Annotated in this window: 20 protein-coding genes and 1 tRNA gene; 13 read left to right on the forward strand and 8 right to left on the reverse strand. The window is 68.2% G+C overall.

Annotated features, from left to right (window positions below; genetic code table 11):
- Positions 1-75: 75 nt before the first annotated feature.
- Positions 76-159 (reverse strand) — tRNA-Leu (locus KEG57_RS25925).
- Between the two features lie 358 nt (positions 160-517).
- Between KEG57_RS25925 and KEG57_RS25930 the strand changes: the two genes are divergently transcribed.
- From KEG57_RS25930 to KEG57_RS25970, 9 genes are all read left to right on the forward strand, one after another.
- Complete coding sequence (locus KEG57_RS25930) at positions 518-895, forward strand: response regulator (RefSeq protein ID WP_272424664.1); 378 nt, start codon at positions 518-520, stop codon at positions 893-895.
- The gene (locus tag KEG57_RS25935) at positions 895-3,180 is read left to right on the forward strand and encodes an amylo-alpha-1,6-glucosidase (RefSeq protein ID WP_272424663.1); all 2,286 of its coding nucleotides are present in this window, start codon (positions 895-897) and stop codon (positions 3,178-3,180) included. The genes KEG57_RS25930 and KEG57_RS25935 overlap by 1 nt, the downstream gene beginning before the upstream one ends.
- Before the next feature lie 139 nt (positions 3,181-3,319).
- On the forward strand, positions 3,320-4,147 hold the full coding sequence (locus tag KEG57_RS25940) for a hypothetical protein (RefSeq protein WP_272424662.1): 828 nt from the start codon (positions 3,320-3,322) through the stop codon (positions 4,145-4,147).
- A 62-nt stretch (positions 4,148-4,209) separates the two neighbouring features.
- A complete protein-coding gene (locus KEG57_RS25945; protein WP_272424661.1) occupies positions 4,210-4,896 on the forward strand; it encodes a tetratricopeptide repeat protein in 687 nt (228 codons plus the stop codon).
- Positions 4,897-4,951: 55 nt separating this feature from the next.
- Positions 4,952-7,324: an efflux RND transporter permease subunit gene (locus KEG57_RS25950; RefSeq protein WP_272424659.1), complete on the forward strand. Its 2,373-nt coding sequence runs from the start codon at positions 4,952-4,954 to the stop codon at positions 7,322-7,324.
- A gap of 28 nt (positions 7,325-7,352) precedes the next feature.
- Positions 7,353-8,057, forward strand: a complete 705-nt coding sequence (locus tag KEG57_RS25955) for a dienelactone hydrolase family protein (RefSeq protein WP_272424657.1) — start codon at positions 7,353-7,355, stop codon at positions 8,055-8,057.
- Between the two features lie 1,024 nt (positions 8,058-9,081).
- Positions 9,082-10,140 carry a type III polyketide synthase gene (locus tag KEG57_RS25960; RefSeq protein WP_272424656.1) on the forward strand — a complete coding sequence of 353 codons (1,059 nt, stop codon included), beginning with the start codon at positions 9,082-9,084 and terminating at the stop codon, positions 10,138-10,140.
- Positions 10,141-10,195: 55 nt separating this feature from the next.
- Positions 10,196-11,149 carry an aldo/keto reductase gene (locus KEG57_RS25965; RefSeq protein ID WP_272424655.1) on the forward strand — a complete coding sequence of 318 codons (954 nt, stop codon included), beginning with the start codon at positions 10,196-10,198 and terminating at the stop codon, positions 11,147-11,149.
- Complete coding sequence (locus KEG57_RS25970; protein WP_272424654.1) at positions 11,146-11,583, forward strand: nuclear transport factor 2 family protein; 438 nt, start codon at positions 11,146-11,148, stop codon at positions 11,581-11,583. The genes KEG57_RS25965 and KEG57_RS25970 overlap by 4 nt, the downstream gene beginning before the upstream one ends.
- Positions 11,584-11,617: 34 nt before the next feature.
- Here the strand turns inward: KEG57_RS25970 and KEG57_RS25975 are convergent, their stop codons facing one another.
- Positions 11,618-12,313 (reverse strand): hypothetical protein, encoded by a 696-nt coding sequence (locus KEG57_RS25975; protein ID WP_272424653.1) that lies wholly within the window; start codon positions 12,311-12,313, stop codon positions 11,618-11,620.
- Positions 12,314-12,459: 146 nt separating this feature from the next.
- Between KEG57_RS25975 and KEG57_RS25980 the strand changes: the two genes are divergently transcribed.
- Positions 12,460-13,746, forward strand: a complete 1,287-nt coding sequence (locus KEG57_RS25980) for a hypothetical protein (RefSeq protein WP_272424651.1) — start codon at positions 12,460-12,462, stop codon at positions 13,744-13,746.
- On the opposite strand, the gene KEG57_RS25985 is transcribed toward KEG57_RS25980, so the two are convergent.
- The 3 genes from KEG57_RS25985 to KEG57_RS25995 are packed head-to-tail and all read right to left on the reverse strand — an operon-like array spanning position 13,736 to position 16,859.
- Positions 13,736-14,866 carry a dipeptide epimerase gene (locus tag KEG57_RS25985; protein WP_272424650.1) on the reverse strand — a complete coding sequence of 377 codons (1,131 nt, stop codon included), beginning with the start codon at positions 14,864-14,866 and terminating at the stop codon, positions 13,736-13,738. The two genes, KEG57_RS25980 and KEG57_RS25985, sit on opposite strands and share 11 nt — an antisense overlap.
- A 23-nt stretch (positions 14,867-14,889) precedes the next feature.
- A complete protein-coding gene (locus tag KEG57_RS25990; RefSeq protein WP_272424647.1) occupies positions 14,890-16,176 on the reverse strand; it encodes a HAMP domain-containing sensor histidine kinase in 1,287 nt (428 codons plus the stop codon).
- Entirely contained in the window at positions 16,173-16,859 is a 687-nt protein-coding gene (locus tag KEG57_RS25995; protein ID WP_272424645.1) for a response regulator, read from the reverse strand. The genes KEG57_RS25990 and KEG57_RS25995 overlap by 4 nt, the downstream gene beginning before the upstream one ends.
- Before the next feature lie 401 nt (positions 16,860-17,260).
- Between KEG57_RS25995 and KEG57_RS26000 the strand changes: the two genes are divergently transcribed.
- The 3 genes from KEG57_RS26000 (at position 17,261) to KEG57_RS26010 (ending at position 20,047) form a co-directional block, all read left to right on the forward strand.
- The gene (locus KEG57_RS26000) at positions 17,261-17,836 is read left to right on the forward strand and encodes a hypothetical protein (protein WP_272424643.1); all 576 of its coding nucleotides are present in this window, start codon (positions 17,261-17,263) and stop codon (positions 17,834-17,836) included.
- A 136-nt stretch (positions 17,837-17,972) separates the two neighbouring features.
- Positions 17,973-18,488, forward strand: coding sequence for a hypothetical protein (locus KEG57_RS26005; protein WP_272424642.1), 516 nt, complete (start codon positions 17,973-17,975; stop codon positions 18,486-18,488).
- Complete coding sequence (locus KEG57_RS26010) at positions 18,485-20,047, forward strand: GMC family oxidoreductase N-terminal domain-containing protein (RefSeq protein ID WP_272424640.1); 1,563 nt, start codon at positions 18,485-18,487, stop codon at positions 20,045-20,047. The genes KEG57_RS26005 and KEG57_RS26010 overlap by 4 nt, the downstream gene beginning before the upstream one ends.
- On the opposite strand, the gene KEG57_RS26015 is transcribed toward KEG57_RS26010, so the two are convergent.
- From KEG57_RS26015 to KEG57_RS26025, 3 genes are all read right to left on the reverse strand, one after another.
- On the reverse strand, positions 20,048-21,010 hold the full coding sequence (locus KEG57_RS26015; RefSeq protein ID WP_272424639.1) for an alpha/beta fold hydrolase: 963 nt from the start codon (positions 21,008-21,010) through the stop codon (positions 20,048-20,050). It lies immediately after the preceding gene.
- 100 nt (positions 21,011-21,110) lie between these two features.
- Positions 21,111-23,414: a hypothetical protein gene (locus KEG57_RS26020; RefSeq protein ID WP_272424637.1), complete on the reverse strand. Its 2,304-nt coding sequence runs from the start codon at positions 23,412-23,414 to the stop codon at positions 21,111-21,113.
- 202 nt (positions 23,415-23,616) lie between these two features.
- Positions 23,617-24,462 (reverse strand): nucleotidyltransferase family protein, encoded by an 846-nt coding sequence (locus tag KEG57_RS26025; protein ID WP_272424635.1) that lies wholly within the window; start codon positions 24,460-24,462, stop codon positions 23,617-23,619.
- Positions 24,463-24,488 lie beyond the last annotated feature (26 nt).

Raw genomic sequence — 24,488 nt, forward strand, 5'->3', positions numbered from 1 at the left:
CACGAAGAGGGACCACGGCAGCCTATCCCATCAAGCGAAGTCGCGATCCCTCAATGTGTTTTCGCTTACGAACAGTGCGAAGAAGAGGACTTGAACCTCCACGCCCTTGCGGGCACTGGAACCTGAATCCAGCGCGTCTGCCAATTCCGCCATCTTCGCGTGATGCCTTCCCGTGAAGGACATCGATCCGCCGGCCGTTCGGCCAGCGGGGGCGTATAGATAGATCGGCTGAAGCCCTGTGCGCAAGGACGATTTTCGCTTTTCGTCTCCATCACGCCGGGCGCCCCGAAGCGCCGCGAAAAACCGCACTGCGCGCCCCTCCAGAGCGCTCGCTCCTTGCCGAGCACGCCTGCACGTGCGCGTCCGCCACACGGGCGCGGCACCGTACGTGCTCCGCGAAACCCCGATGGCGAGGCGCGAGCACCTTGGGTCTCCGGCGGTCGCTCGTGCTGCGACCGGCGGTCCGCTCGGTGTTGCGAGCGTCCCTGCCTCACCCCCCGATCGGAGGAGCCTCTTCGTGCCGAGGAAGAAGATCGTCGTCGTGGAGGACGACCCCGAGCTCCGGGATCTCGAGACCTTCCTGCTCGGCGCCGAGGGCTACGACGTCGTCGGCGTCGCCGATGGCATCGATGCCGCTGCGATCGTCAAGCGCGAGCATGCCGACCTCGTCCTGCTCGACCTCATGCTGCCGGGCAAGGATGGCAACGCGGTCCTCGAAGAGCTGGCGGCCGAGCCCGAGACGCGGCCCACGCCCGTGATCGTCGTCTCCGCGTTTCTCGCGCAGCTCCGCCTCACGCCGCAGGTCCGCCGCGTCCTCTCGAAGCCGTTCGACGTGAGTGATCTCCTCGACGCCGTCGCGCGCGAGGTCGAGCGTCCCCGCGAAGAGGTGGTTTGATGAACGGTCCTCACGACGCCGGATCTGCGCGCGGCCTCGCGCTCCCCGTCGACCTCGACGCTCCTGCTCCCTCGCCCGCGCCGCAGCCGAACAAGCCTACCGGCATCGTCTCGCTCGACGCACCGCCGTCTGCGCGTGACATCCGCGACGCCACCCTCCTCAAAGAAGGCGACCTCTTCCTCCTCACGGACGCCGAGGGCAACGTCCCGCGCAAGAACCGCGAGGGTTACGGCCTCTACCTCGGCGACACGCGTTTCTTGAGCAGCTACGAGCTCGCCATCCAGGGCCTCCGTCCGACGATCCTCCTCTCCAGCGACCACGCGCACTTCCTCGGCGCGCAGGTCCTCACGAACCCGAACCTCGTCACGCCCGAGGGCCAGGCCGTCCACGAGCAGACCATCCAGATCCGCCGCTACCGCCTCGTTCGACCCACCGAGGTCAGCGAGTCGCTCACGTTCCAGAACTACAACCGCTTCCCCGTCACGCTCGACGTCGAGCTCCACTTCGAGGCCGACTTCTCCGACATGTTCGAGGTCCGCGGCATCGTGAAGGGCGCGCGCAAGGGCAAACCTCACGCGCCCGAGCACATGCCGAACGTCCTCAGCTTCCGCTACGACGGCGCCGACGGCCTCGCGCGTCGCACCGAGGTCCGCTTCGATCCCACGCCCGACAGACTCGCGTCGTGCACCGCGAGCTACCGCATCGAACTCCGCCCGGGCGGCTCCACGTGCATCACGATCGGCGTCAGCGTCGACGCCTCGCCGATGATGAACACGAACGGCCCTTCGGCTCCGCGCCGCGCACTCACGGGCTACAAGCAGTGGCTCGCGGGCCAGGTCGGCGTCGAGACGAGCAACAGCCTCTTCAACGCGGTCTTCGCGAAGGCGCGCAGCGACCTTCGTGTCCTGCTCTCCGGCGATCCCGACGCGCCCTTCATCGCGGCGGGCATCCCCTGGTACGCGTGCCTCTTCGGGCGCGACACGATCATCACGGCGCTCCTCTACCTTTGGATCTCCGCCGAGCCTGCGCGCCAGGCGCTCCGCTTGCTCAACCGCCACCAGGGCAGCCGCGACGACCCCGCGCGTGACGAGGAACCTGGCAAGGTCATGCACGAGCTTCGCCGCGGCGAGCTCGCGCGCCTCGGCGTCGTCCCCTTCTCGCCGTACTACGGCACCGTCGACGCGACGCCCCTCTGGATCATCCTCCTCGCCGAGTACTACCGCGCGACCGGCGATCTCGATCTCGTCCGCGAGCTCCGCCCGAACCTCGACGCCGCGCTCCTCTGGATGGATCGCTACGGCGATCACGACGGCGACGGCTTCCTCGAGTACGCGTGTCGCTCCGACGCAGGCCTCGTCAACCAGGGCTGGAAGGACTCCACCGACGCGATCACGCATCCCGACGGCACCCTCGCCGAACCTCCGATCGCGCTCGTCGAAGTGCAGGCCTACGCCTACGCGAGCCGCCGCGCCGCGGCCCGCATCTACCGTGCGCTCGGCGATCCCGCGCGCGCCACCTCCGAGGAGCTACGCGCCGCCGCGCTCCGCGACGCCATCGACGCGGCCTTCTGGATGCCTGCGGAGAACACGTACGCCATCGCGCTCGACCGCGACAAACGGCAAGTCGCGACCGTCTCTTCGAACGCGGGCCATGCGCTCTGGGCCGGCGCCGTCCCGCACGCGCGCGGCGAGCTCATGGCGCGACGCCTCATGGAAGAGGACCTCTTCTCTGGCTGGGGCATCCGCACCCTCTCCACGCGCGCGGCTCGGTACAACCCCACGGGCTACCACCTCGGCACTGTCTGGCCGCACGACAACGCCCTCATCGCGCTCGGCTTCAAACGCTACCGCCAGGAGCCTCTCGCCCTCGAGCTCGTCACCGCGCTCTTCGAGGCTGCGCAGCACTTCCCTGCGTACCGCATGCCCGAGCTCTTCTGCGGCTTCGCGCGCAGCGCCTTCGCCGTCCCCGTCCGTTATCCCGTCGCGTGCAGCCCCCAGGCCTGGGCCGCGGCTTCTTGGGCGACCCTCCTCGCCTCTCTCCTCGGCCTCTCTCCCAACGCGCCGGGCAACGAGCTTCGGATCGTCCGCCCCACCCTTCCTCGCTGGCTCCACTGGGTCGAGGTCAAGCGCCTCTCGGTCGGCCGTGGGGAAGTCGACCTTCGGTACCAGCGTGTGGAAGAGCATACTGCCGTGGACGTCGCTGCGATGCGGGGAGATGTACGGGTGACTTTCGTGGACACCTGGGAAGAGGACGGGACGTACCCACCCAACCCTTCGAATCCGTGAGGTTTTCCGGCCTTGGCGCCGCTCCTCCCACCTTCACGCACCCGAGCAAGCTCCCTCCCTTCATTTTTTCCGATGTCCGTACAGCCTTCGATGCATACCTTCCCGGCTCCCTCGTCCAAGTCTGCCAGGAGGTCTACCCGTGCGAACGACTGTCATTCGCTCCCTGCTCGCCACTTCTGTGATCGCTTCCGCCTCTGCTTTCTTGTGCGCGGACGCGGCCGCGGAGGGGACGGTCGGGGTCCTCGTGCTCCGGGAGCACGGGGTGGGGAGCGCGGCGCAAGCCCAGCCTTATGTCGACAAGTTCGTGTCCGTCGCGGCCAAACAGAACGGCTGGGGCGGCGCGAAGGGCGAGTATCACACGAGCCGCGGCAACGCCGAGGCCTTCATCTCCGCCCAGAAACCCCACTACGGGATCCTCTCGCTCGGCGCTTTCCTCGGCCTCAAGGCCAAGCACAACCTCGACATCATCGGCCAGGTCGCGGTCAATCGCGCCGGCGGCCAGCAGTATCACCTCATCAGCAAGACCGCCTCGGACCTCGCTGGTTGCAAGGGCAAGGCGCTCGCCAGCGACCACGCCGACGATCCCAAGTTCATCGACAAGGTCGTCTCGAAGGGCGCCTTCAAGCTCGGTGATTTCACGTTGGTCACGACGACCCGCCCCATCCAGACCATCAAGAAGGTCGTGAGCGGCGACGCCGCGTGCGCGCTCATCGACGACGCCCAGCTCGCCGAGGCCACCAAGATCGACGCGGGCATCAAGTCCGTCTGGGCGAGCGACAAGCTCCCGCCCATGGTCGTCGTCGCCTTCCCCTCCGCGCCCGCGGACGCACGCAAAGCGTTCCAGGCAAACCTCGGCAAGATTTGCGAGGGCGAGGGCAAAGCGACGTGCGGCGAGGTGGGCATCCTCGCCCTCAAGTCCGCGACGTCCTCCGATTATGCGGGCGTCATCGCTGCGTACGACAAGTAGCGCCTCTTCGCTCGCCTAACGCGGGGCGCTTCTCCCCCCAGGCGGTGTTATTTCTCCCCCCCGTGCGCTGGTCCTTTCTCCTCCTCGTCGCTGCCCTGGGCGTGTTGCCCGCGTGCTTTGGCGGCGTGACCGGCGCGCAGGGCCCCGCCGTCAACGCTGCGCTCAAGACCGCCGTCGCCACGAAAGACGCGCTCGTCATCGCCGACGCGCTCGAAGACCTCATCGCCGCGGGCGCGGACACGCCGGAAGATCGCCAGCTCGCCTACGCCGAGGTGCGCGCGCGTGCTGTCGACACGGCCGCGTACACGTACGCGCGCGCCGTCGTCACAGGAAGGCTCGTGCAGCTCAAGGGCTTGCTCGGGGCCGACATGATCGGCGAGGTCGAGCACTACGCGCGCCGCAGCCGCCAGCTCGATCCGAACTTCCGCAGCGGCGCCGCCACGCGCATGCTCGGCACGCTCTACGTGGTCGCGCCCGCCGCGTTGCTCCGAAATGGAGACTCGGAGACGGGGCTCGAGCTGCTCGAAGGCCTCGTGAACAAGGATCCCGACGTCATCGAGAACCACCTGCGCGTCGCCGAGGCCTACATCGCGCTCGGCGACGTCGATCCTGCCAAGCCCCACCTTTGCCGCTGCTCGGCAGACCGCGCAAAGCTCCGGCGCGACGATCAGGCGCTCCTCGCGCAGCTCCTCAAGGACGCGGGCAACCCCACATGCCCGAAGCCTGCGGCGACCGCGCCCACGCCTTGAAACGCCGCGCGGGATCGACGGGCGGCCTGCGCGGGATCGTGATAGCAGCGTGGCCGTGTCGACTTCTTCGAGCTCTTCGAACGGCCCCGCGAGCCCGAGCCACGACGCGCCCGGATGGCTCGTCCGGCTCTTCTCCCGCATCATCGCGGCCCGCTGGATCATCATCGCCCTGTATGCGCTCGTGCTGCCGCCGGCAGCCTGGTTCGCGGCGCGCGTCCAGCAGGACAACGCGATCGAGCGCCTCATCGCGACGAGCGACACCGACTTCGTCAAGACACGCGAGTTCGAGAAGATCTTCGGCGCCGGCGAGTTCGCCGTCCTGCTCGCCGAGGCCGACGATCCGTTCGCGCCCGCGGTGCTCGAGCGTCTCGACAAACTCGAGCGCGCGCTGAAGGAGATCCCGCACGTCGAGCCGAACTCCGCGCTCTCCATTTATCGCCGCGCCAAGGCCGGCTTCGATCCGACCCCCGAGCAATCCGAGGCGCTCCGCAAGTTCGTATCGGGCACGAAGCTCTTCCAGGATCAGGGCCTCGCTGGCGACGGCTACCTCGCGATCGCGCTCATCCTCGACGTGCACACGAGCCAGGAGCGCCGCGAGACCCTCGCGGCCGTGCGTCGCGCCATCGAGACGACGGGCGGCGACGGCGCCCCGCTGAAGACCTTGCGCCAGGTCGGCCAGCCCTACGTCAACATCTACCTCGACGAGGACATGCAGAAGACCGGGCCGAAGTACTTCGGCCTGTTCGCGGCGTTCATCATCGGCCTCTGCCTCTTCCTCTATCGCTCTGCGCGCACGCTCGCGGCCTTCTTGATCACGCTCGGCGTCTCGATCGCCCTCTCCATGGGCTACATCGGCCTCACGGGCGGCGTCCTCACGATCGTCTCGCCGATGGTGCCGATGACGATCCTCGTCACGACCACGGCGACGCTCGTCTACGTGCAGTCGCGCTTCGTCGAGCGCCCTGCGGATCGCAGCGTCGACGAGCACCAGGTCTTCTCCTTCGCCAACAAGTGGCTCGCTTGCACGGCCTCGGTCTTCGCGACGGCCGTCGGCTTCGCGGCGCTCGTCGTGTCGAGCATCCAGCCCATCCGGCAGATGGGCGTCTGGGTCGCGGTTGGCCTCGCGCTCAGCTACATCGTCTGTTTCACACTCTTCCCCGCGCTGCAGAAAATCCTGAAGACCCCGACCGCGATCGAGCAGAAGGTCGCGGCCGCGTGGTTCGTCCGCCTCACGGAGGCGCTGCCTCGCTGGAGTTATCGTTATCGCTGGCCGCTCGTCCTCGGCTCGATCCTGCTCTCCTTCGCGGGCGGCGTCGCGCTCTTCGGGCTGCCCGGCGTGGTCAAGCCGATGCGGCTGCTCACCGATCCCGTCGAATACATCAATTCGGGATCACGGCTCTATGCGGACACGAAAGCCATCGAGTCGAAGATGCCCGGCCTCTCGATCACCGAGGTCTGGCTCAAGGGCGGCGTCGGCAGCGTCTCCGAGCCTGACGCGCTCAAGGGGTTCCAGGCGTTTCACGAGGCGCTCGTCGCCGACCCCGAGGTCGGCGCGGCGATCGGACCGACCACGATCCTGCGCATGATGCAGTACCTCGGCGGCGCGGGCGACGCGTTCCCCAAGGACGCCGAGGCGCTCGACGAGCTCGCGGGCACGCTGGAATCACTCGCGCCCGTGGACCCGCTCCTCGGCCGGTTCGTCCAGAAAAACGGCCTCGGGCAGACGCATTTCACGGTCATGTCGAAGGCGACCGAGCACGAGGCGTTCCAGAAGCTCCAGGCGAGCATCGACAAGCACTGGAAGGCCGCGGCCGAGGCGAACCCGGCGCTCAGGGAGTTCGAGCTCCGCACCGTGGGCATGGCGCCGCTTCAGGCGCGCGTCTCGCAGAGCCTCGTGCCCACGCTGGTCGAGAGCTTCGAGCTCACGGTCGGGATCATCTTCGTCACGTTCCTCGTGGTCTTCCGCAGCGGGGCGGCGCGGCTCATGGCCATGATCCCCTCGCTCTTCGCGATCCTCGTCATGTTCGGCGTGATGCGCATCTCCGGCATGACGCTGAACGTCGCGACGATTCTCATCGCGTCGACCGTGCTCGGGACGAGCGAGAACGACCAGATCCATTTCTTCTATCACTTCCAGGAAGGCCGAAAGACGGGCTCCGTGGAGCAGGCGCTCCGGCACACGCTCTTCGTGTCGGGCCGGGCGATCTTCTTCGCGACGCTCATCAACGCGGGCGGCTTCGTGGCCTTCGGAATGGCGGATCTGCCGCCGATCCGGCAGTTCGGCATCCTCTCCGCCGTGGCCTTCGTCCTCTCGATGATCGCGGACTTCACCGCGCTCCCCGCCGCGCTCTGGCTCGTCTTCCGCACGAAGCCGGACGCCGAGCTCTCCCCGGCGAAGGCGCCGGGACAAACCCCCGCGGCGAGCTAGCCCTGCCAAACCCTCGAAGGAGAAACCGATGACCATTCGCACCGAGCATGTCCAGATCCCCGTCGCCGACGGCACCACGATGGATGGCTACCTCTGCCGGCCCGAGGGCGACACGCCGCGCGCCGCGATCCTCGTCCTGCAGGAGATCTTCGGCGTCAACGCGCACATCCGCGACGTCGCCGAGCGCTTCGCCCGCGAGGGGTACGTGACGCTCGCACCCGACCTCTTCCACCGCACGGCGCCCGGCTACGAGGGCAGCTACGAGGACTTTGCCCCGAGCATGAAGCTCGCGACCCAATACAAGGCCGAAGAGAGCGAGGCCGACGTGCGCGCCGCCGTCGAATACCTCGCCAAGCACCCGGCCGTCGAGGCGGGCCGCGTCGCCGCGCTCGGTTTCTGCATGGGCGGGCGCCTCGCGTTCGTGACGAACGGCGTCGCCCCGCTCAAGTGCGCGGTCTCCTTCTACGGCAGCATCGCGCCCGACAAGCTGCCGTATGCCGCGACGCAATCGGGAAAGATTCTGCTCCTCTGGGCCGGCAAGGATCCGTTCATCCCGAACGAGAAAGCGCAGAGCGTGGTGGACGCGCTGCGGAAGCACGAAAAGCCGTTCGTGAACATCGAGTTCTCCGAGCACGACCACGGCTTCTTCTGCGACGCGCGCAGCAATTACAATGCGGCCGCTGCGTCCCAGGCCTGGGCGCTCACGCTCGCGTTCTTGAAGTCGCACCTCTGATCGGCGAATCCCGCCGGCTGCCCCGCGAGCGCCCTTCCCCCGAAGGGCGCTCGCAATTTTGTCGTCATTTTTCGCCTCCGCATGGATGAAAGCGCCGCGCTGGAGCATCGGCCGGACCGCGCGGACGTACGGCCGTCCATGACTTTCGACGCGTGCATGGCGTGGACGAGGGTTTGCCCCGTGATCACGTTGCCGACCCCGACAGCGCGTCTGCGGGGAGGAGGACGGCGTCGTTCGACGCGGCTGAGGGGGCGGGCGTAGTGCAGGGGGCGGCTCCCGACCGTCGACGTGGGCGCCGCGCGGAAGGCCTCCCGGCGCGCGCGTAGGGTGCCTACGACGCCGCTCCTGACGAGCCGGGGCCTTCCTCCTGCAAAACGAGGCGCCGCGCGTTCCCGACATTGCGTTTCGATTCGGCCATGGCGGCAACGCGGGCCGGGCAAGGCACACCCATATGCCGCGAATGAAACCGGGCAGCATTTACCCGGCCGACGCATGCGGTATCCCACCTTGCCGCACCAGACATAGCCGAGCTCGTTTGCATCGATGAATGCGCGGCAACGCTGGAGTCTGGCGACCGCAATTTCATGAATGCTCGGTGAGCGCTCGCGTGGTCTGGAGCTTGCTCGGTCGTGCAATCGACGGCTCTTCCACGAGCGGAGAAATCGGAGAGCAATGCCATGCCGCCGGCGGACAGTCAGAAACCGCCCTCCGTACGAGTCTCGACGACGGGCACGGAGGTCTCGGTCCTCGCGAAGACGATGTTCCGTGATTTGATGAGCTCCGGGTACGGATCTCGCGACGTCATCACGTTCGCGACCGAGCTTCTGGAGCTGGTCCTCACGAGCCTCCGGTGTGCGAAACCGGATGCAGCCGCCCTGAGGCAGCCGCAAAGCGCTGCGGATGAAGAAAACCAATGAGCCGCATGAACGTGCCCGACCTCCCATTTAAATAAAACCATCGCTGCCGCACGAACATTTTTCTTCGAGCGAGACGTTCTCGGGCGTCAAACCACACGGAGGGGATCATGGCCATCTTGTGCAGGCCGGAAGTCGCGGTTCCGGAGTACATCGTCACGATGGAAGATACGCTGAAATTGGCCGAGCGATTGCACGCGGGCAAACCGCAGCTCAAGCTCGCCATGCGGCTCATCAGCAGCACCGGGGTGCGGAAGCGGCACATCATTCAGCCCCTGGAGCAGACCCTCGCGCACCCCGGGTTCGAGACCCGCAACAAGATCTACGAGATGGAAGCCAAGCGCCGGGTTCCGCCGGTCATCGAGCGAGCGCTCCAGCACGCGGAGCTCTCGGCGCGGGACATCGACGCCATCATTTATGTCTCGTGCACGGGCTTCATGATGCCGGCCATGACGGCCTGGCTCGTGAATACCATGGGATTCCGTCACGACACGCGGCAGATCCCGATCGCGCAACTCGGCTGCGCGGCCGGCGCGGCGGCCATCAATCGCGCCCACGATTTCTGCACGGCGCATCCCGGCACCAACGTGCTCATCGTGGCCTGCGAGTTCTGCTCGTTATGCTATCAGCCGCCCGACGACGACGTCGGGTCGCTCCTGTCCGACGGGCTCTTCGGAGACGCGGTGGGCGCGGTCGTCCTCCGGGGACGCGGAGGCACCGGCATCCGGCTGGAGCGAAACGCGGCGTACATCATCCCGGACACCGAGGAATGGATCTCGTACGTCGTGAAGGAAACGGGATTCCATTTCAGACTCGACAAGCGGGTCCCCGGGACCATGAAGCCCCTCGCCCCCGTGCTGCGCGAGCTCGCCGAGCGCCACGGCTGGGACGTTGGCCATCTGGATTTCTACATCATTCACGCCGGCGGGCCGCGCATCCTCAACGATCTTTGCAAGTACCTGGGCGTACCGCTCGAGTCGTTCCGGTACAGCAGAGCCACGTTGACGGAATACGGCAACATCGCCAGCGTGGTGGTGCTCGACTCCATCAGCCGCCTGTTCGCGGACAACCAGCTCAAGGACGGTGGCAAGGGAATCATCGCAGGGTTCGGCCCCGGAATCACGGCGGAAATGAACGTCGGTTCCTGGAGGACCAAGGAAGGCCAGTAGGGACGGCGCGCATGCTGCCGCTGTCGTGATCGAGAAGGACAGGAGGGGGACTATAATGAATAAATCGCTGAAAGCTCCGTCGTCGACGTTCAACCTCGGCGGCGACCTTCGCGTGCGGCGACTCGGTTATGGCGCCATGTATTTGACGGGGCCCGGCATGTGGGGCCCGCCGAGCGACCCGGACGCGGCCATCCGCCTGCTCCGCCGCGCCGTCGACCTGGGCGTCAATTTCATCGACACCGCCGATTCCTACGGTCCGGCAGCCAACGAGCAGATCATCCGCCGCGCGCTCCATCCCTACCCCGCGGGGCTCGTGATCACCACCAAAGGCGGGCTTTTGCGTTCCGGACCGGAGGACTGGACGAATAGGGACAAACCGTACATCGTCCCCTGCGGACGCCCCGCATACCTCCGCCAGCAGGTGGAGCTGAGCCTGCGCAACCTCGGGCTCGAGCGCATCGAGCTCTATCAACTCCACCGCATCGATCCGGCCGTCCCGCTTTCCGATCAGCTCGGCGAGCTCGTCCGGCTCCGCGAGCAGGGCAAGATCCGCCATATCGCGCTCTCCGGCCAGCCCGAGGTCACCATCGAGCAGCTCGAACAGGCGCGCGCGATTACCGAGATCGTCGCCGTGGAGAACCTTTACAACGTCGCGGACCGCGCCGGCGAGCCGGTTCTGCGTTATTGCGAGGAGCGCGGCATCGCCTTCATTCCGTGGTTCCCCATGGGCCACGGCGCCCTCGCCGGGCCGAACAGCATCCTCGCCGGGTTTGCCAAGAAGCGCGGCGCCACGCCCGCCCAGCTCGCCCTCGCCTGGCTCTTGCACAAGTCGCCGGCCATTCTCGCGATCCCCGGCACGTCCTCCATCACCCACCTGGAGGAAAACCTCCGCGCCGCTGAGCTCACGCTGGACGAGAAGGAAATGGCCGAGCTCGCGTACCTCGCCGCGAGCGTGCCGACGTGGCGTCCGTCGCCCCCCACGTCTTCCGCCACGAAGGAGGTCGCATGAATACCACCGCCATTCACCCGAACGTCCGGATGCTGCGCACCCTGTACGCCAATCTGGCGCGCATCGGGGAGTTCGTCACCGACGATATGATCCTGCACAAGGCCGATCGGGCGTTCTTTCGTGATGCCATGGCCGGCCGCGTCGTCGGCAGGGAAGCCGCGGTCGCCCACGAGCGCGAGCTCATTGCTCTGACCGGCAACACCCTGGTGATGGACGTGGAGCACATCACCGCGAACGACCATTTCGGGGCCGTCTTCGGCATCCTCAGGGCCCATCGCGACGGGGCGAAACTCGCGGTGCCGTTCTGCGGCGTGTGGCGCTTCCGCGACGGTCGGATCACGGAGCACTGGGAAAACGCCTACGACGTGGTGACCGTCCAGGCCTTCCTCTGCGGCAACGAGATCAGCTCCGCGTTCGTGCACAACGAGGACTGATTCACCACGTCGTTCGAGCCTCGGGCCTCGCCGGTCAATGGCCGGCGGGGCCGAGGTCGACTTCGCCGCCGGGGTAGACGAACGAATCGCTGGGCGAATAAAAACAGGCGCCCGGCACGACCTGGAGCGGCGAGGCGGGGCGCAGCGCATACACGGGGTGATCGGGGGCGAGCATCTCGATCGAGAGCACCTCGAACGGGGTCACGAGATCGCCGATGTACGGATATCGGCCGCCCAGGATGCGGTGACCGAGCCGCGTCAAATAAAAGAGATGGCCACGGGCGACCACGCCGATCTCCTTGCCCACGCGGGCGCGGGAGCGGATCACGGGGACGCCGTCGACGGTTGTCGTGGCCGTGAGGATGTCGTTCTCGATCTCGAGCGTGGTCTCGCCGGACGAGGCCGGGACGCCGCGCTCGCGGGCGTAGGCGCGGACGCGCTCGGACGAGTTCAGGTAATGCGTGAAGAACCGGCCGGGGGTCACGCCGTCGGGCGCGACGTGGCCGTCGAGATCGAGGCCGAGGTACGTGAGCGAATACGCGCCGAACCCCGTCGTTTGCTCGGGCGTATCGACCACGTATTGGTTCATGTAGATGGCATTGTTCTTCGCCGGGCGGAGCGTGGCCGGCAAGAGGCGCGCACAAGCCTTCGGATCGGCGGGGATGAAGCTCGTGTAGAGCATGCGACTGTGGATGACGAGCTGCGGCGAGACGAGCGGGCCTTCGGACATCCATGCCTCCAGGAACGAGATCAAGAGGAGCGTACACGGGACGCGCGCTCTCACAAGACGGCGCGGAGGGCGGAAATTTGCCCAGACGGCACGCGTCAATACGCTCTCGCGCTTCACCTGTTCAGGGCGGTAGACTGACGCATCGCGTGCGAAACGATCTCGAAAAGGCCTGCGCCTCCTGCGAGCTCCGCCTCCCGGCGACGGATTCGGTTTGCCCCCGTTGCCGCGCCGCGACCATGCCCGTCGCGGACGCGCTCCGGAGCTTGCGTGGTCGCGTCGGAAAGGACACGTGGCTCGACGTCCCGCGCACGCTCGCGCTCTACGTGCCCGCGGCCCTCGGCCTCGTCGCCGCGGTGGTCGTCGACGCGCTTTTCTTGTGGGAAGAGGTGATCGGCGCGCCGTCCTTTCAGAAAAACGCCCTCGGGGTCGGGCTGATGATGCTCGCGGGCCTCTGCTTCTTCGGCATCTGGTGCCTGGTCCTCGCCTTGCCGTGGGGCCTGTGGGCAGGGCTCGTCACCCTCACGTTCGCCGTCTACCGACACATTCGCGGAATCCCCGCGCCCCCGCCCCGCCTTTTGCCGCTGCCCCTGCCCGCGCCCCTTCGCCCGAGCCTCCTGCGTCGGGCCACCGAGCGCCTCGACGACCTCTCCAAGAAGCTCGACGCGTGGCATGACGGAAAACAGAAGCCGAGCCAGCGCATCCCGCTGCTCGTGCTCCTGGCCGCGATGGTGCTCGCCGAGGTTTTCGCGAAAGAACCCGCAATCGAGCTCACGAGCTTGAAGGCATTCGCGAACTCCGTCGGCCCCCTGCTCATCATGATGATCCCGATCGCCGTCGTGGCGACGATCACCTCGATCTTCCCGCTTTATGCCGCGAACCGCACCACCAAGCGGCTCGTCGCGGCCCTCCGGCGGATCGATGAACGAAAAAGCGCGCGTCTCGAGGACGAACCCTCGGTCGAGCCCCTCCGCGCCGGGCGCGCCTCGGCGCGTGGTCGTGTGTCGCAAGGCCAGAAGCCAGCGCTCGTCGCCCCGCTCTCGGGCAAACCCTGCCTCGCATTCCGGCTCGTGGGCCACATCGACGATATCGCCCTCGACGACGGCGACGCCGTTCCCATGACCGTCGTAAACGGCGCCGAATCCGTGGAGATCCGCGGCGAACGTTTTGCCATTGCGCTCGGGAAGCCCGAGGAGAAGGCCGGGTCCCTCGATACCGAGGCCGCCGCGCGCGTCGCGGCATTTCTCACCGCGCGCGGAATCCAGGCCGAGCCACGATTCGTGGAACTCGGCGAAACCTGCCTTCGAGAAGGCGACGACATCGAGGCCTGGGGGATGGCCGGGCAAGAACGGACAGCAGGCGAAGGCTATCGGGACGTGGTCCTCGGCCGCGTGCTCGACGACGGGGACGGTTTGCCCGTCCTGATCACGCGATAGCCGTCACGCCGAGCCCCGGCGCCGCCGGCAGATCGTAGCGCGGGCCGTCCGCTTCGTATCCGCCCCGGTAGGGATCCCCGGCGAGCAGCCACGCCGTATCCAGATCGACGAAATCGACGCCCCCGAGCGCCGCCGCAACGTGCGCGCCGGCCGTCATGCCGAGCCGCGTCTCCACCATGCCGCCGATCATGATCGGCATCCCCGCCTCTTTCGCCGCCCGCCCGATCGCGAGCGCCCCGAGCGGCCCACCCGATTTCACGAGCTTCAAATTCACCCCGTCCGCGGCCCGCGCCGCCCGCACCCGCCCGAGGTCGGCGAGCGTCTTCACCGACTCGTCCGCGATCACCGGCGGCGCGAGTGCGGCGGCGACCTCGGCCATGCCTTCGAGGTCGTCCGCGGCGCAAGGCTGCTCCCAGCATTCCACGACGAGCCCTTTCGCCTCGACGGCGCGCCCCATCGCAATGGCCTGCGTCGCGGAAAACCCCGCGTTCGCGTCGATCCGAAACCGCGCGTCGGGCACGGCGTTCCGGATCGCGAACAGCGCCGCGAGGTCCTGATCCATGTCCTTGCCGACCTTCACCTTGAAATGGCGAAAACCTTGCGCGGCCCAGCCCTGCGCGAGCTCGGCCATGCGCGCGGGCTCCGCGATCGGGATCGTGATGTCCGTCGTGAGCGTGCGCGTCGCCTCGCCCCGCGCTCCGCCGAGCAGGCGCCGGAGCGGCATCCCGAGAAGCCGCGCCCACGCGTCGAGGATCGCCGTCTCCAGCGCCGCCCGCGCCACCGGCTTGCTGGAAAGCACGCCGTCGAGCGCCGCCCCGAGCTCCACGAGCCCCGCGAGCAGCACCCCGTGCGCCTCGTCCACCGGCGGGAGCACAATCGTCTGCCCGGACAAACGCTCTGCGGCCGCCCCGAGCGCCGCGAGCACGTCCGGCTGATCCTCGACCGTCACCGGCCAGAGCGCCGCGCCCTCGCCAAGCCCCTCGGCCCGCGCGCCGCCTGCCGCGAGCGTGACCCGCACCTCCGCCGAGCGCGTCACGGTCACGCGGCCCGTCGCGATGACGAACGGATCGTGGAGCGGGACCGACAAAGGGCGAACCGAGATGGCCTCGACGTAAAACATCGGCGCCACGCTTAGCACACCCGTCACGCCGTTTGGCGCGAGGCGACGGGCAACTCGAGCCCGATCCGCGCGCCGCCTTCCTCCCGGTTCGCCGCCCGCGCGCGGCCACCGTGCGCCTCGGCGATCCGCGAGACCAAGGAGAGCCCGAGCCCGAGCGAGCCCTGCTCCCGCGCCTTCTCGTCCGGACGCCGGTAAAACGGCTCGAAGATCCGCCTCTCTTCGCCCGGCTCGAGGCCGCGGCCCGCGTCCTCGACCTCGAAGACGACCGCATCGGCAAGGGCCGTGATCCGCAGCGCGACCACGCCGCCGCCGTGCTTCTTCGCATTGTCGAGCAGGTTCGCGAGCGCGCGCGCGAAGAGCGTGGGTTCGGCGAGGACGGGTTCCGGTTTGCCCTCGACGACGAGCGCCTCCGCGCCGACGCCCGCGCGATCGAGCGCGCGCAGGCCCGTCTCCACCGGATCGAGCTGCTCCTTCGCGAGCGCCGTGAAATCGAGCCGGCTCTGCGCGAGCAGATCCCCGACGAGCGCGTCGATCTCGAAGACCTCGCGATCGAGCTCGTCGAGGTTCTTCTGCGCGTTCACCCCGTCCCGCGTGAGCTCCGTGAGCAGGCGGATGCGCGCGAGCGGCGTGCGCAGCTCGTGCGAGACCGCCGCGAGCAGCTCCCGCTGATCACTCATCTGCCGCTCGATCCGCGCGGCCATCTCGTTCATCGCCATCGAGAGCACGACCGCCTCGCCGTGGACGTGCCGCCCCATCCGCGCCCGTGCGCCGTAGTTGCCGCGGCCGATCTCGCCCGCGACGCGCGCGAGCTCCTCGAGCGGGCGCGAGAGCCTGCGCGCCACCGTCCCCGAGAGCGCCCACAGGATCATGCCCGCCGCCACGAGCGGCGCGAACCAGCGCAAAAGGCCTCCCGTGCGCGTACGCTCGGCGCAGATCGAGACGACCCCGAGCCTGTGTCCCTCGCGCACCGCAGGCGCGTCGAGCGTCCACGCCCTCCGCCCGCAGCCGTGGCCGAACGCCTGGAACGCGGCGCCGTTCGGGTCTCGCAACGTCACGCTCACGTCGAGGTCGTCCGCGATCGCGCGGGCGAGTGACTCGCGTGCGCGATCGTCGTGCCACACCTCGCCGAAGCGCGCGCCGAGGAAGGCGCGCGCGCGGCCCATCTCGCGCGCCCAGGCTGGGCCGCCCGGGGCCGAGACGAGCAGCATCACGATCGAGAACGCCACGCCCGAGAGGAGGATGGCCACGCCGAACCACAGGAAGAGGCGGCGCTGCAGCCGGTCGCGCACGTAACACGACAGTCGATTCACGACTTTTCTTTCGCGAGAACGTACCCCACGCCGCGCACCGTCTTGATGAGCCGCGGCGAGCGCGGGTCGTCGCCGAGCTTCTGCCGCAGGTGCGAGATGTGCACGTCGACCGTTCGTTCTCCAACGATCACGTCCCCACGCCCTGCCTCCGAGAGCATCGCGTCCCGAGCGACCACGCGTCCCGGGCGCCTCGCGAGCGCGCAGAGCAGATCGAACTCCAGGCCCGTGAGCTCCACGAGCTCTCCCGCGCGCGTGACCACGCGGCCGGGGACGTCGATCACGATGTCGCCCGCGACGATCCGCTCTCCGGCGACCTCGGGCCGGGCCCTGCGCAGGACGGCCTTGATCCGTGCGAGCAGCTCGCGCGGGCTGAAGGGCTTGGCGATGTAGTCGTCGGCGCCGATCTCCAGGCCGACGACACGATCCGTCTCGTCGCCGCGCGCCGTGAGCATGAGGACCGGGATCGTATTTTTCTGTCGGATCCGGCGGCAGACCTCGATCCCATCCATCCCGGGCATCATCACGTCGAGCAGCACGACGTCGAAGATGCCGGTCTCCAGCGCGGCGAGCCCGCGGGGTCCGTCCGGGGCTCCGGTCACGTGAAACCCGTTCTGCTCGAGGTAACTCGACAGGAGGTCGAAGAGTCGGACGTCGTCGTCGATGAGGAGCACGCGGAGCGCCATGGCGTTGGCAGAGTACCAGGGCCACGGAAGCGGCCGTCACCCGAGCTTGCGCGCGCCTCGTGAAGCGCCTGCGCGGCCTTCCGTGAAGAAATGCAAAAGGGGTCGCGCGGCGAGAACGAAACCCACCATGATGCCCGCACGAAAACGCTTTCCGGAAGGAAAAAACGTACGGAACGGGCCGGCGCCACATTCCTGCTCCCTGGTCATGGAAGAGGGCGCTGGAAAACGAAAGTCCTTGCTCTTCCGGGAGGTCGGCTGGTAAGTAGAAGAGTCATCGCGGAACTCCGAATTGGGCTCCGCAGGTATTCGGATTCACAGCTCGCCGCGCTGTTGCTCGGGGAACGTGTATCCGACGTTTCTGGTCTCATGACGCGCGAGAGAATGCGCGTAGGAGTCGTCTCATGAATACGCTTCGTTCGATCACCGGGCTCTTTGCGATGGCTTCTCTCTTCGCGTTCGCCGCTGGGTGTAGCGTCAGCGAGAAAGAGGAGCTGATCGGGCAGAGCAAGCAGTCGCTTGCCGAGCCGCCTTGCGAGTGCCCGACGGTCGTCGCCAGCTCGTCGAACATCGTGGCGCCGCCTTGCGAGTGCGAGCCTCCGCCGGAGGAGCCGCCCGTCGAGGAGCCGCCCGTCGAGGAGCCGCCGAGCTCGTGCCCGCCTGGCGAGCACGAGGAGTGCAGCGTGATGGCGCCGGGCGGCGTTCAGTCGATCATCGCCCCGCCGGAGTGCGTCTGCGTTCCGGACGACGAGCCCCCCTGCCCGCCTGGCGAGCATGAGGAGTGCAGCGTGATGGCGCCGGGCGGCGTTCAGTCGATCATCGCCCCGCCGGAGTGCGTCTGCGTTCCGGACGACGAGCCCCCCTGCCCGCCGCACGCCGTCCCGGTCACCACCTGCGGCGGCATCATCGCGCCGACGGGTGCTTCCCAGATCTGGGGCGGTGGCAGCGGCTGCAGCACGCAGTGCGTCCTCCCCTACTGATGGTCTGACACTCGGCGAGTACACCCCGCCGAACGCCCCGGGAAACCCCGGGGCGTTTTGCGTTTGTCCACCCCACAACGCAATTTCGTCGGACCTGGAGCATGTATCCTTCCAAACAAGTGCTAGGCTTCGCCCGATGTCGGACGTCGCTTCGGGTCAGCCGTCGGGGACCGAAGTCGCGCTCGATCGGCTCGATTGGCCCGTGCGGGGCCTCTCGGCCCGGGCGCGTCGGGTGGTCTTCGCCTACGCGGAGGCCATGTACGCAGACGAGGACGAAAAGGGCGCAATCGTGCCGGCGAACCCGGCCATTTGCGAGCGCGCCACGGCGTGGCTCGACCACTCCGTGGGCCGCGCGAGCAGCGATCTGCGCCGCGGCTTCGCGGTCCTCACGTGGCTGCTCGAGCTCATGCCTCTCTTCGTGATCGGCGCATTCTCCCGCATGAGCCGCCTGCCCATCGCGCGGCGGGTCAGCTACCTGGAGGCGCTCGAGCAGAGCCGGTTCGGGTTCTTCGCGCTGCTGCTCGTGGCCTTCAAGGTGCCAACGAGCGTGGCCGTGTTCGAGGAGGGCGAGGAGCTCGTGTCGACAGGTTTCGATCGGCCGAGCACGACGGCACGAAGGCGGCTCCCGGTCGCGCCGGAGCGGGCGCCATGAGCGACGTTCCATCGGGCGAGTCCGTCGTCCACGGGCGGGATTTGTCGGGGCCGTTCGAAGCGTCGTGCGACGTGGTCGTGGTCGGGTCCGGGGCGGGCGGCTCGGTGGTCGCGACGCTGCTTGCCGAGGCAGGCCTGCAGGTGATCGTGCTCGAAGAGGGGCCGTATTACCGGCCCGAGGAGTACCAGCGGTTCCGGCCGAGCGAGGCGCTGCGCCGGCTGTTTCGTGAGTCGGGAATGGCGACGGCGTTCGGGATCGGGCAGACGCCGATCATCGCGATCACGATGGGGCGGGCCGTGGGCGGCTCGTCGCTGCTGACGGGCGGCGTTTGCTTCCGGATCCCGAGCGACGTGCACCATCACTGGGTCACCGATCTCGGGCTCGACGCGCTCTCCGAGCGCGCGCTCGAGCCGGCGTACGAGGACGTCGAGCGCAGGCTCTCCGTGCGCGAGGTGCCGGCTGCGTTGCGCTCGCGCTCCACGATGAAGTTCGTCGAGGGCGCGGAGAAGCTCGGGATCACCATGAAGCCCATGCGCCGCAACGCCGAGGCATGCGAGGGCAACGCGCGGTGCAACTTTACATGTCCGGCAGGCGCGAAACGCTCGGTGGACGTGTCGTATCTGCCGAGCGCGCTCGCGCACGGAGCGCGCATCGTATCGGACGCGCTCGTGACGCGGGTGCGCGTCGAGGACGGGCGCGCCGCGGGCGTCGAAGGGTGGCTGCTCGGCGGCGAGGGCGGGCGGCCGTCGTTCCGGTTCGTCGTGCGCGCGCCGGTCGTCGTGGCCGCCTGCGGGACGCTGCATACGCCGCTCTTGCTCGGGGCGAGCGGCGTGGGGCGGGCAAGCGAGAAGCTCGGACGGCGGGTGACGTTGCATCCGGGCGTGCGCTGCGTGGCGATGTTCGACGAGGAAATCGGCGGCTGGGACGGCGCGATGCAGAGCGTGTACTCGGACGATTTCGCGTCCGAGGGGATCAAGCTCGTCGGCGTGTACAGCAGCGTGAACGTGCTCGCGGCGAGCATGCCGGGCGTGGGCCCGCGGCTCCGGCGCATGGCGCGCGAGGTCCAGAGGATCGCGGTGTTCGGCGCGATGGTGCACGACGAGGGCGGCGGCACGGTGCGGTCGGGGCCAGGGCGCGAGCCCATCCTGACGTACGAGATGGCGCCGCGGGACCTCGCGCGGCTGCGGCGGGGGATCACGATCGTGTCGGAGATGGCGCTCGCGGCCGGCGCGCGTGAGGTCTACACATCGGTGACGGGCGCGGATCCAGTACGCACGATGGACGACGCGCTCGCGCTCGAACGGTTGAACTACGACGCGCGACGCCTCGAATGCATGGCGTTCCACCCGCTCGGGAGCGCGCGCGCCGCGAACGATCCCCGGCGCGGGGTCGTCGATCCGGACGGCCAGACGTACGAGCTGCCGGGGCTCTTCGTGGCCGACGGCTCGATCTTGCCGACGAGCATCGGTGTGAACTCGCAGGTGCCGATCATGGCCATGGCGACGCGCATCGCCTGGCGCATCGCCGAGAGGTTCCGGCGGATCGCGCGCCCTTCCTGATCACTCCATCGAGGGATCGCGGAGGTCGCCGAAGAAGTCGATGAGGATGTCCGAGACCTCGGCGGGCTTCTCCTGCTGCGTCCAGTGGCCGCAATCCGCGACGCGCTCGATGCGCAGGTTTTTCACGTACGGCCTCGAGAGCTCGGCCATCTCCGGCCGCAGGACGGGGTCCTTGTCCGTGACCACGAGCAGCGCGGGGAGATCGATCTCGTGGGACGGGAGCGAGCGATCCTCCTCCCACGAAAGATCCATCGCGCGGTACCAGTTGAGGCCGCCCCGGAAGCCCGTGCGCTTGTAGATGCGCACGTACGTGTCGAGGTCGATCTTCGAGAGGAACGTCTCGCCGGGGCCGATCTTCCCGAGCAGCGAGCTGCCATCGCCGACGGTCATGAACGTGCCGAGGGAGTCGGAGTACTTCGACGGGCGCATGATCTTCTGGAACGTGTCGCGCACGTCGGCCTCGAGCTCGCGCTCCGCGATGCCCGGCTCCTGGAAGTGACGCATGTAGAACGTCCTGTCCGTGAGGCCGAAGGCGTCGCGGTACATGACGCTCGGGGCCACGGGGCCCGGCGGGATGTACGGCGTGTTGAGGCTCGCCACGCGCTCGGTGCGCTCGGGATGGCGCAGCGCGAATTGCCACGCGAGCGAGCCGCCCCAGTCGTGTCCGACCACGCCCGCTTTGTCGATGCCGAGCGCGTCGAAGAGACCGTGGATGTCTTCGACGAGCTCGCGCATCACGTAGCTCTCGATCTCCTCGGGCGCGTCCGTCCCCCCGTACCCACGAAGATCCGGGCAGAGGACGCGGAAGCCCACCTCGGCGAGGGCGTGGATCTGGCGGCGCCAGGAGTACCAGAGCTCGGGAAAGCCGTGGCAGAGGAGGATCGGATAGCCGCGGCCCGCATCGGTCACGTGCATGCGGATGCCGTTCGAGTCCAGGAAGGTGTGGCGGATGATCGTGCCCATGCGGTGAAGACTCCGGTCTCGCGCTGCTCTCCTCCCGTCTCCCCCGGGACCGAGCGCGCGTCAACGCTGGGCAGTGACAAGATGGTGCGTCCGGGTCCGCTCAGGGGCTGGAGTCACCCGAGCAGGTGACGAAGAGGGTGGCCCCCTTGGAGGGCTCGCCCTCACCCACGAGGCGGATCATGCGGCGCTCGGAGTCGGCGCAGCGGGCGACCAGCGCCGGGTTTCCGATGGCCGGGTCGGTCGAGGCGTCGACGTAGCAGAAGCCACTGACGGGTTCGCCGGCGGGCGTGACCGGGTCGTCCGAGACGTCGTTCTGGCAAATGGTGAGCTCCTCGTCTTTGAGCTGCGGGATCTGGCAGAAGCAGTCCCAGCCCGCCTCGGGCGAACGCGCCTTGGCCTCGTCGATCGCGGCGGCGTGCGTGTCATCGACGGGGAGCCGGGCATGCTCGGAATCGCACGAGCAAGCTCCGCCGGTCGGGCGCGCCTCGATGAGGAGGCAGTTCACCGCGCCCTCTTTGTCGCGGTCGAGCGTGCGCGGCAGGCACGGGCCGCCGATCTTGGCCTTCAGCCGATCGACGAGCGCGCCGATGGCGGGGCGGTAGCCGTAGTCGTCCTTGGTGCGATCGTTGACCTGCTTCGGACAAACCGAGCCGACGATGCCCTGATCGCCGAGGCCGCGGAGCACGTCGAGCTGGCGCAGGCCGGGGTAGGCCTTGGCGCGCACGCGCATCGTGGGCGTGGCCGGATCGCAGAGCGGGTTGGCCGCAGTGCCGTCGCGGCACTCGGCGCACTTCGGATCGTTCGGACAATCGGTCGCCTCGGGCAGCTCGAAGATGCACGCGTACTGGAGGTCTTCGCCGAGCGTGTCGTACTCGTGCCCGTTGATCGAGTTGCCGAGCGGCGAGCTCGGGTCCATGTCGGTCTGCTCGCCGGTGATCGGGTGCTTTCCGGCGCGCGGATCGGGCGACTCGTGCATGAGCGGATCCGTCGGCAGGATGCCCTTCGCGGGGTCGCCGACGATCACGTCCCAGGTCCCGTCCTCGCCCATCTCGCGCGCATTCTTGATGCCCTTCGTCAGGTCCGCCGGATCGCGGGCGATGTCCTGCCACGGCACGCCGACGATGCCGGCGAGGAAGACGAGGTCCGGCGTGCGCACGACGGGCACGCCCCCGGCGGGATTCGCCTTCGGGAAGAGCGGGTTCTCCACGAGCTCACCGCTGCGCGTCGTGATCTCGGGGCTCGAGAACGCCTTCACGTAGCGATCCGTCGGGTAGAGGAAGTTCACGCCGAAGCGGCGCTTCTGGTCGAAGCAACGCAGGTCGACGGGATCTTCGGATTGGGTCAGCACCATGACGTTTCCTTGGGCGTCAAAGCATCCCGGATCCTCGGGGCACCCTGCGGGCGGGGTCATGCCGCAGGAGGTGCAGCATTTGTCGTTCGGATCGATCGCGCACTCGGCGCGCGGGCGCGGCAGTGCTGCGGTGTGCGAGGCGCGGAAGTTGAAGCCCGACTCTTTGATCGAGCAGTCGTTCTCGTCGCTCAGCATCAGGATCGCCACGAGCGAGTCGGGGCGGAGGAAGTCCTTGCGCTGCTTGAGCAGGACGTCGTCCGTGTCGCTGACCTTCACGTTCCCCGACGAGGCGTCGATGGTGCCGTAGGGCTCGGGGTCGACGAGGAAGCGGTAGATGCTCTCGAGCTGCGACTCGTAGCCGCAGCCGACCTGGCCGGTGCCGCGGACCATGTCGGCGAGCGCGGGCACGAGGCCGGGCTCGGAGCCGTCGAGCGTACCGAGGTTCGTCTCGCCAGGCGGGCTCAGTTGCTCCTTCGGATCCCACGCGAGGAAGCCCTTGTTGGCGTACGTCGGCACGACCTCGCTGGCGACGCAGGGATCGGCGCGCGAGAGGAGGTGACCACGGTCGTTCTTCGAGACCTTCTCGTCGCTGCAGCTCGGGTCGGTCTGGAGGTCGGGGCAATGCCCGCCGCCGTGGCCGCCGAGGCTCGACGAGACGATGCCGATGTGGATGTCGAGCACGGGCTCGAACTCGCGGCGCGAACCCGTGGGGCAGTCCTCGCTGGGGCCCTTCGGCTGCTCGGCGCTCGGAAGGGGCGCGCCCGCTTCGTTGATGCACGGCGGGTTCACGAGGCTCTCGACGAGATCGGGGATGGCCTGGGCGAGCATCTGCTGCTTGTCGGCCATGGAGGCCGAGTTATCGATGCCGAGGACGAGGTCGATCTTGTCGACGCCGCTGTGCGGGACGACCTCGACGATGGTCGACGTGATGCGCGGGTCGACGACGTCGATGGGTCGGTCGAGGCAACCGATGGCGACGAGGCCGGGGAGGACGATCGCGGAGGTGGCAGCGAAGACGCCCGGAAGACCTGGACGAAGAGGACGGCGGTTCATGGGGGCTCCCTTTCCTGATTTGCGAGGTGCCTGGCGGGTTGGCTGCCTCAGCAGCAGCGCCTCCCCCTCTTCGCAAAAGGGATGCCGTCCTATTTTGTCGACTTTTGGTGTTATTTTTCAGTTACACGAAAAATTTAGCAACAGAGTTGGCAGATCGCTCGGATCAGGGCCAACCGAAGTCGTGCTCTCGCGTTCGCGAGGCTCAAGGGTGCGGGGGCGGCTGGTCGATCGCGGCGGTCCAGCGCGCGATCTCCTCGGACGTCATGCTGCCCTCGGGCCAGAGGCGCGCGTCGTCCCAGCCCTCGCTCACGTCGGCGAGGTACTGCGCGCGCGAGAGGAGCGTGCCCCGGCAGACGCGACCCACTTCGGGAGGCGACGCATGCTCGGCTTCGAGGCGCGCGAGGAGATCACGCATGACCCACGGCGGGATGCGTCGCTGCTCCGTCGGATAGATGAAGCCGAAGAGGATGAGCTGGCTCAAGAGCACCCGCCAGTGATCGCCGAAGCGCGCGACGATCCGAGGCCAGTCGAGATCCTCGCAGCGTGCGCGCAGCACGTGCGCCACGTCGGCACCGTCGTATCGTTCGCGCTCCTGGATGAAGGACTTCGCAAAGATGGTCTCTTCCGCAGGGCAGAGGCCGACCTCGACGCCGAAGACCTCGCCGCGGCCCGCGTGCTCGAACCAGAGATCGTCGACCTCGGCGAGGCCGTTGCCCGAGCTCCAGATGACGTCGACGTGTTCGCTGCCGGAGTACGCCTTAGCGAGCCAGTGCGGGAACGCGATGCAGGTCGGGTAGCCGGCGTTTTCGAGGACGAGGAGCGCCGCGCCGACGTCGCGGCGGCGGACGAAGACGTCGAGGTCGCGGGTGCGCCTTCGCATGCCGGCGTGGTGCGCGAGCGCGTAGGCGCCGCCGACGAGGAAAGGAACGTCGGACGCGGCGAGCGCGCGAAGCGCCGACGCGAAGAAGTCGCGGGCCTCGGGGGTCATGTCGATCGCGAGGATCGCGTTCGGGTCCGCGTCGCGAGGCAAGGCGATCGTGGGCTCCACGGGCACGCTTGGTGGAGGTGGAGGGT

This window comes from Polyangium jinanense (genome assembly GCF_028435365.1).

Bases quoted from the DNA above. Each gene is read 5' to 3' on its own strand.
- KEG57_RS26005 (WP_272424642.1), top strand. From the start codon at position 17,973: ATGTCGGACGTCGCTTCGGGTCAGCCGTCGGGGACCGAAGTCGCGCTC.
- KEG57_RS25985 (WP_272424650.1), bottom strand. From the start codon at position 14,866: ATGTTTTACGTCGAGGCCATCTCGGTTCGCCCTTTGTCGGTCCCGCTC.
- KEG57_RS26015 (WP_272424639.1), bottom strand. From the start codon at position 21,010: ATGGGCACGATCATCCGCCACACCTTCCTGGACTCGAACGGCATCCGC.
- KEG57_RS25970 (WP_272424654.1), top strand. From the start codon at position 11,146: ATGAATACCACCGCCATTCACCCGAACGTCCGGATGCTGCGCACCCTG.
- KEG57_RS25995 (WP_272424645.1), bottom strand. From the start codon at position 16,859: ATGGCGCTCCGCGTGCTCCTCATCGACGACGACGTCCGACTCTTCGAC.
- KEG57_RS25935 (WP_272424663.1), top strand. From the start codon at position 895: ATGAACGGTCCTCACGACGCCGGATCTGCGCGCGGCCTCGCGCTCCCC.
- KEG57_RS25965 (WP_272424655.1), top strand. From the start codon at position 10,196: ATGAATAAATCGCTGAAAGCTCCGTCGTCGACGTTCAACCTCGGCGGC.
- KEG57_RS26010 (WP_272424640.1), top strand. From the start codon at position 18,485: ATGAGCGACGTTCCATCGGGCGAGTCCGTCGTCCACGGGCGGGATTTG.
- KEG57_RS25975 (WP_272424653.1), bottom strand. From the start codon at position 12,313: ATGTCCGAAGGCCCGCTCGTCTCGCCGCAGCTCGTCATCCACAGTCGC.
- KEG57_RS25960 (WP_272424656.1), top strand. From the start codon at position 9,082: ATGGCCATCTTGTGCAGGCCGGAAGTCGCGGTTCCGGAGTACATCGTC.
- KEG57_RS26020 (WP_272424637.1), bottom strand. From the start codon at position 23,414: ATGAACCGCCGTCCTCTTCGTCCAGGTCTTCCGGGCGTCTTCGCTGCC.
- KEG57_RS26000 (WP_272424643.1), top strand. From the start codon at position 17,261: ATGAATACGCTTCGTTCGATCACCGGGCTCTTTGCGATGGCTTCTCTC.
- KEG57_RS25955 (WP_272424657.1), top strand. From the start codon at position 7,353: ATGACCATTCGCACCGAGCATGTCCAGATCCCCGTCGCCGACGGCACC.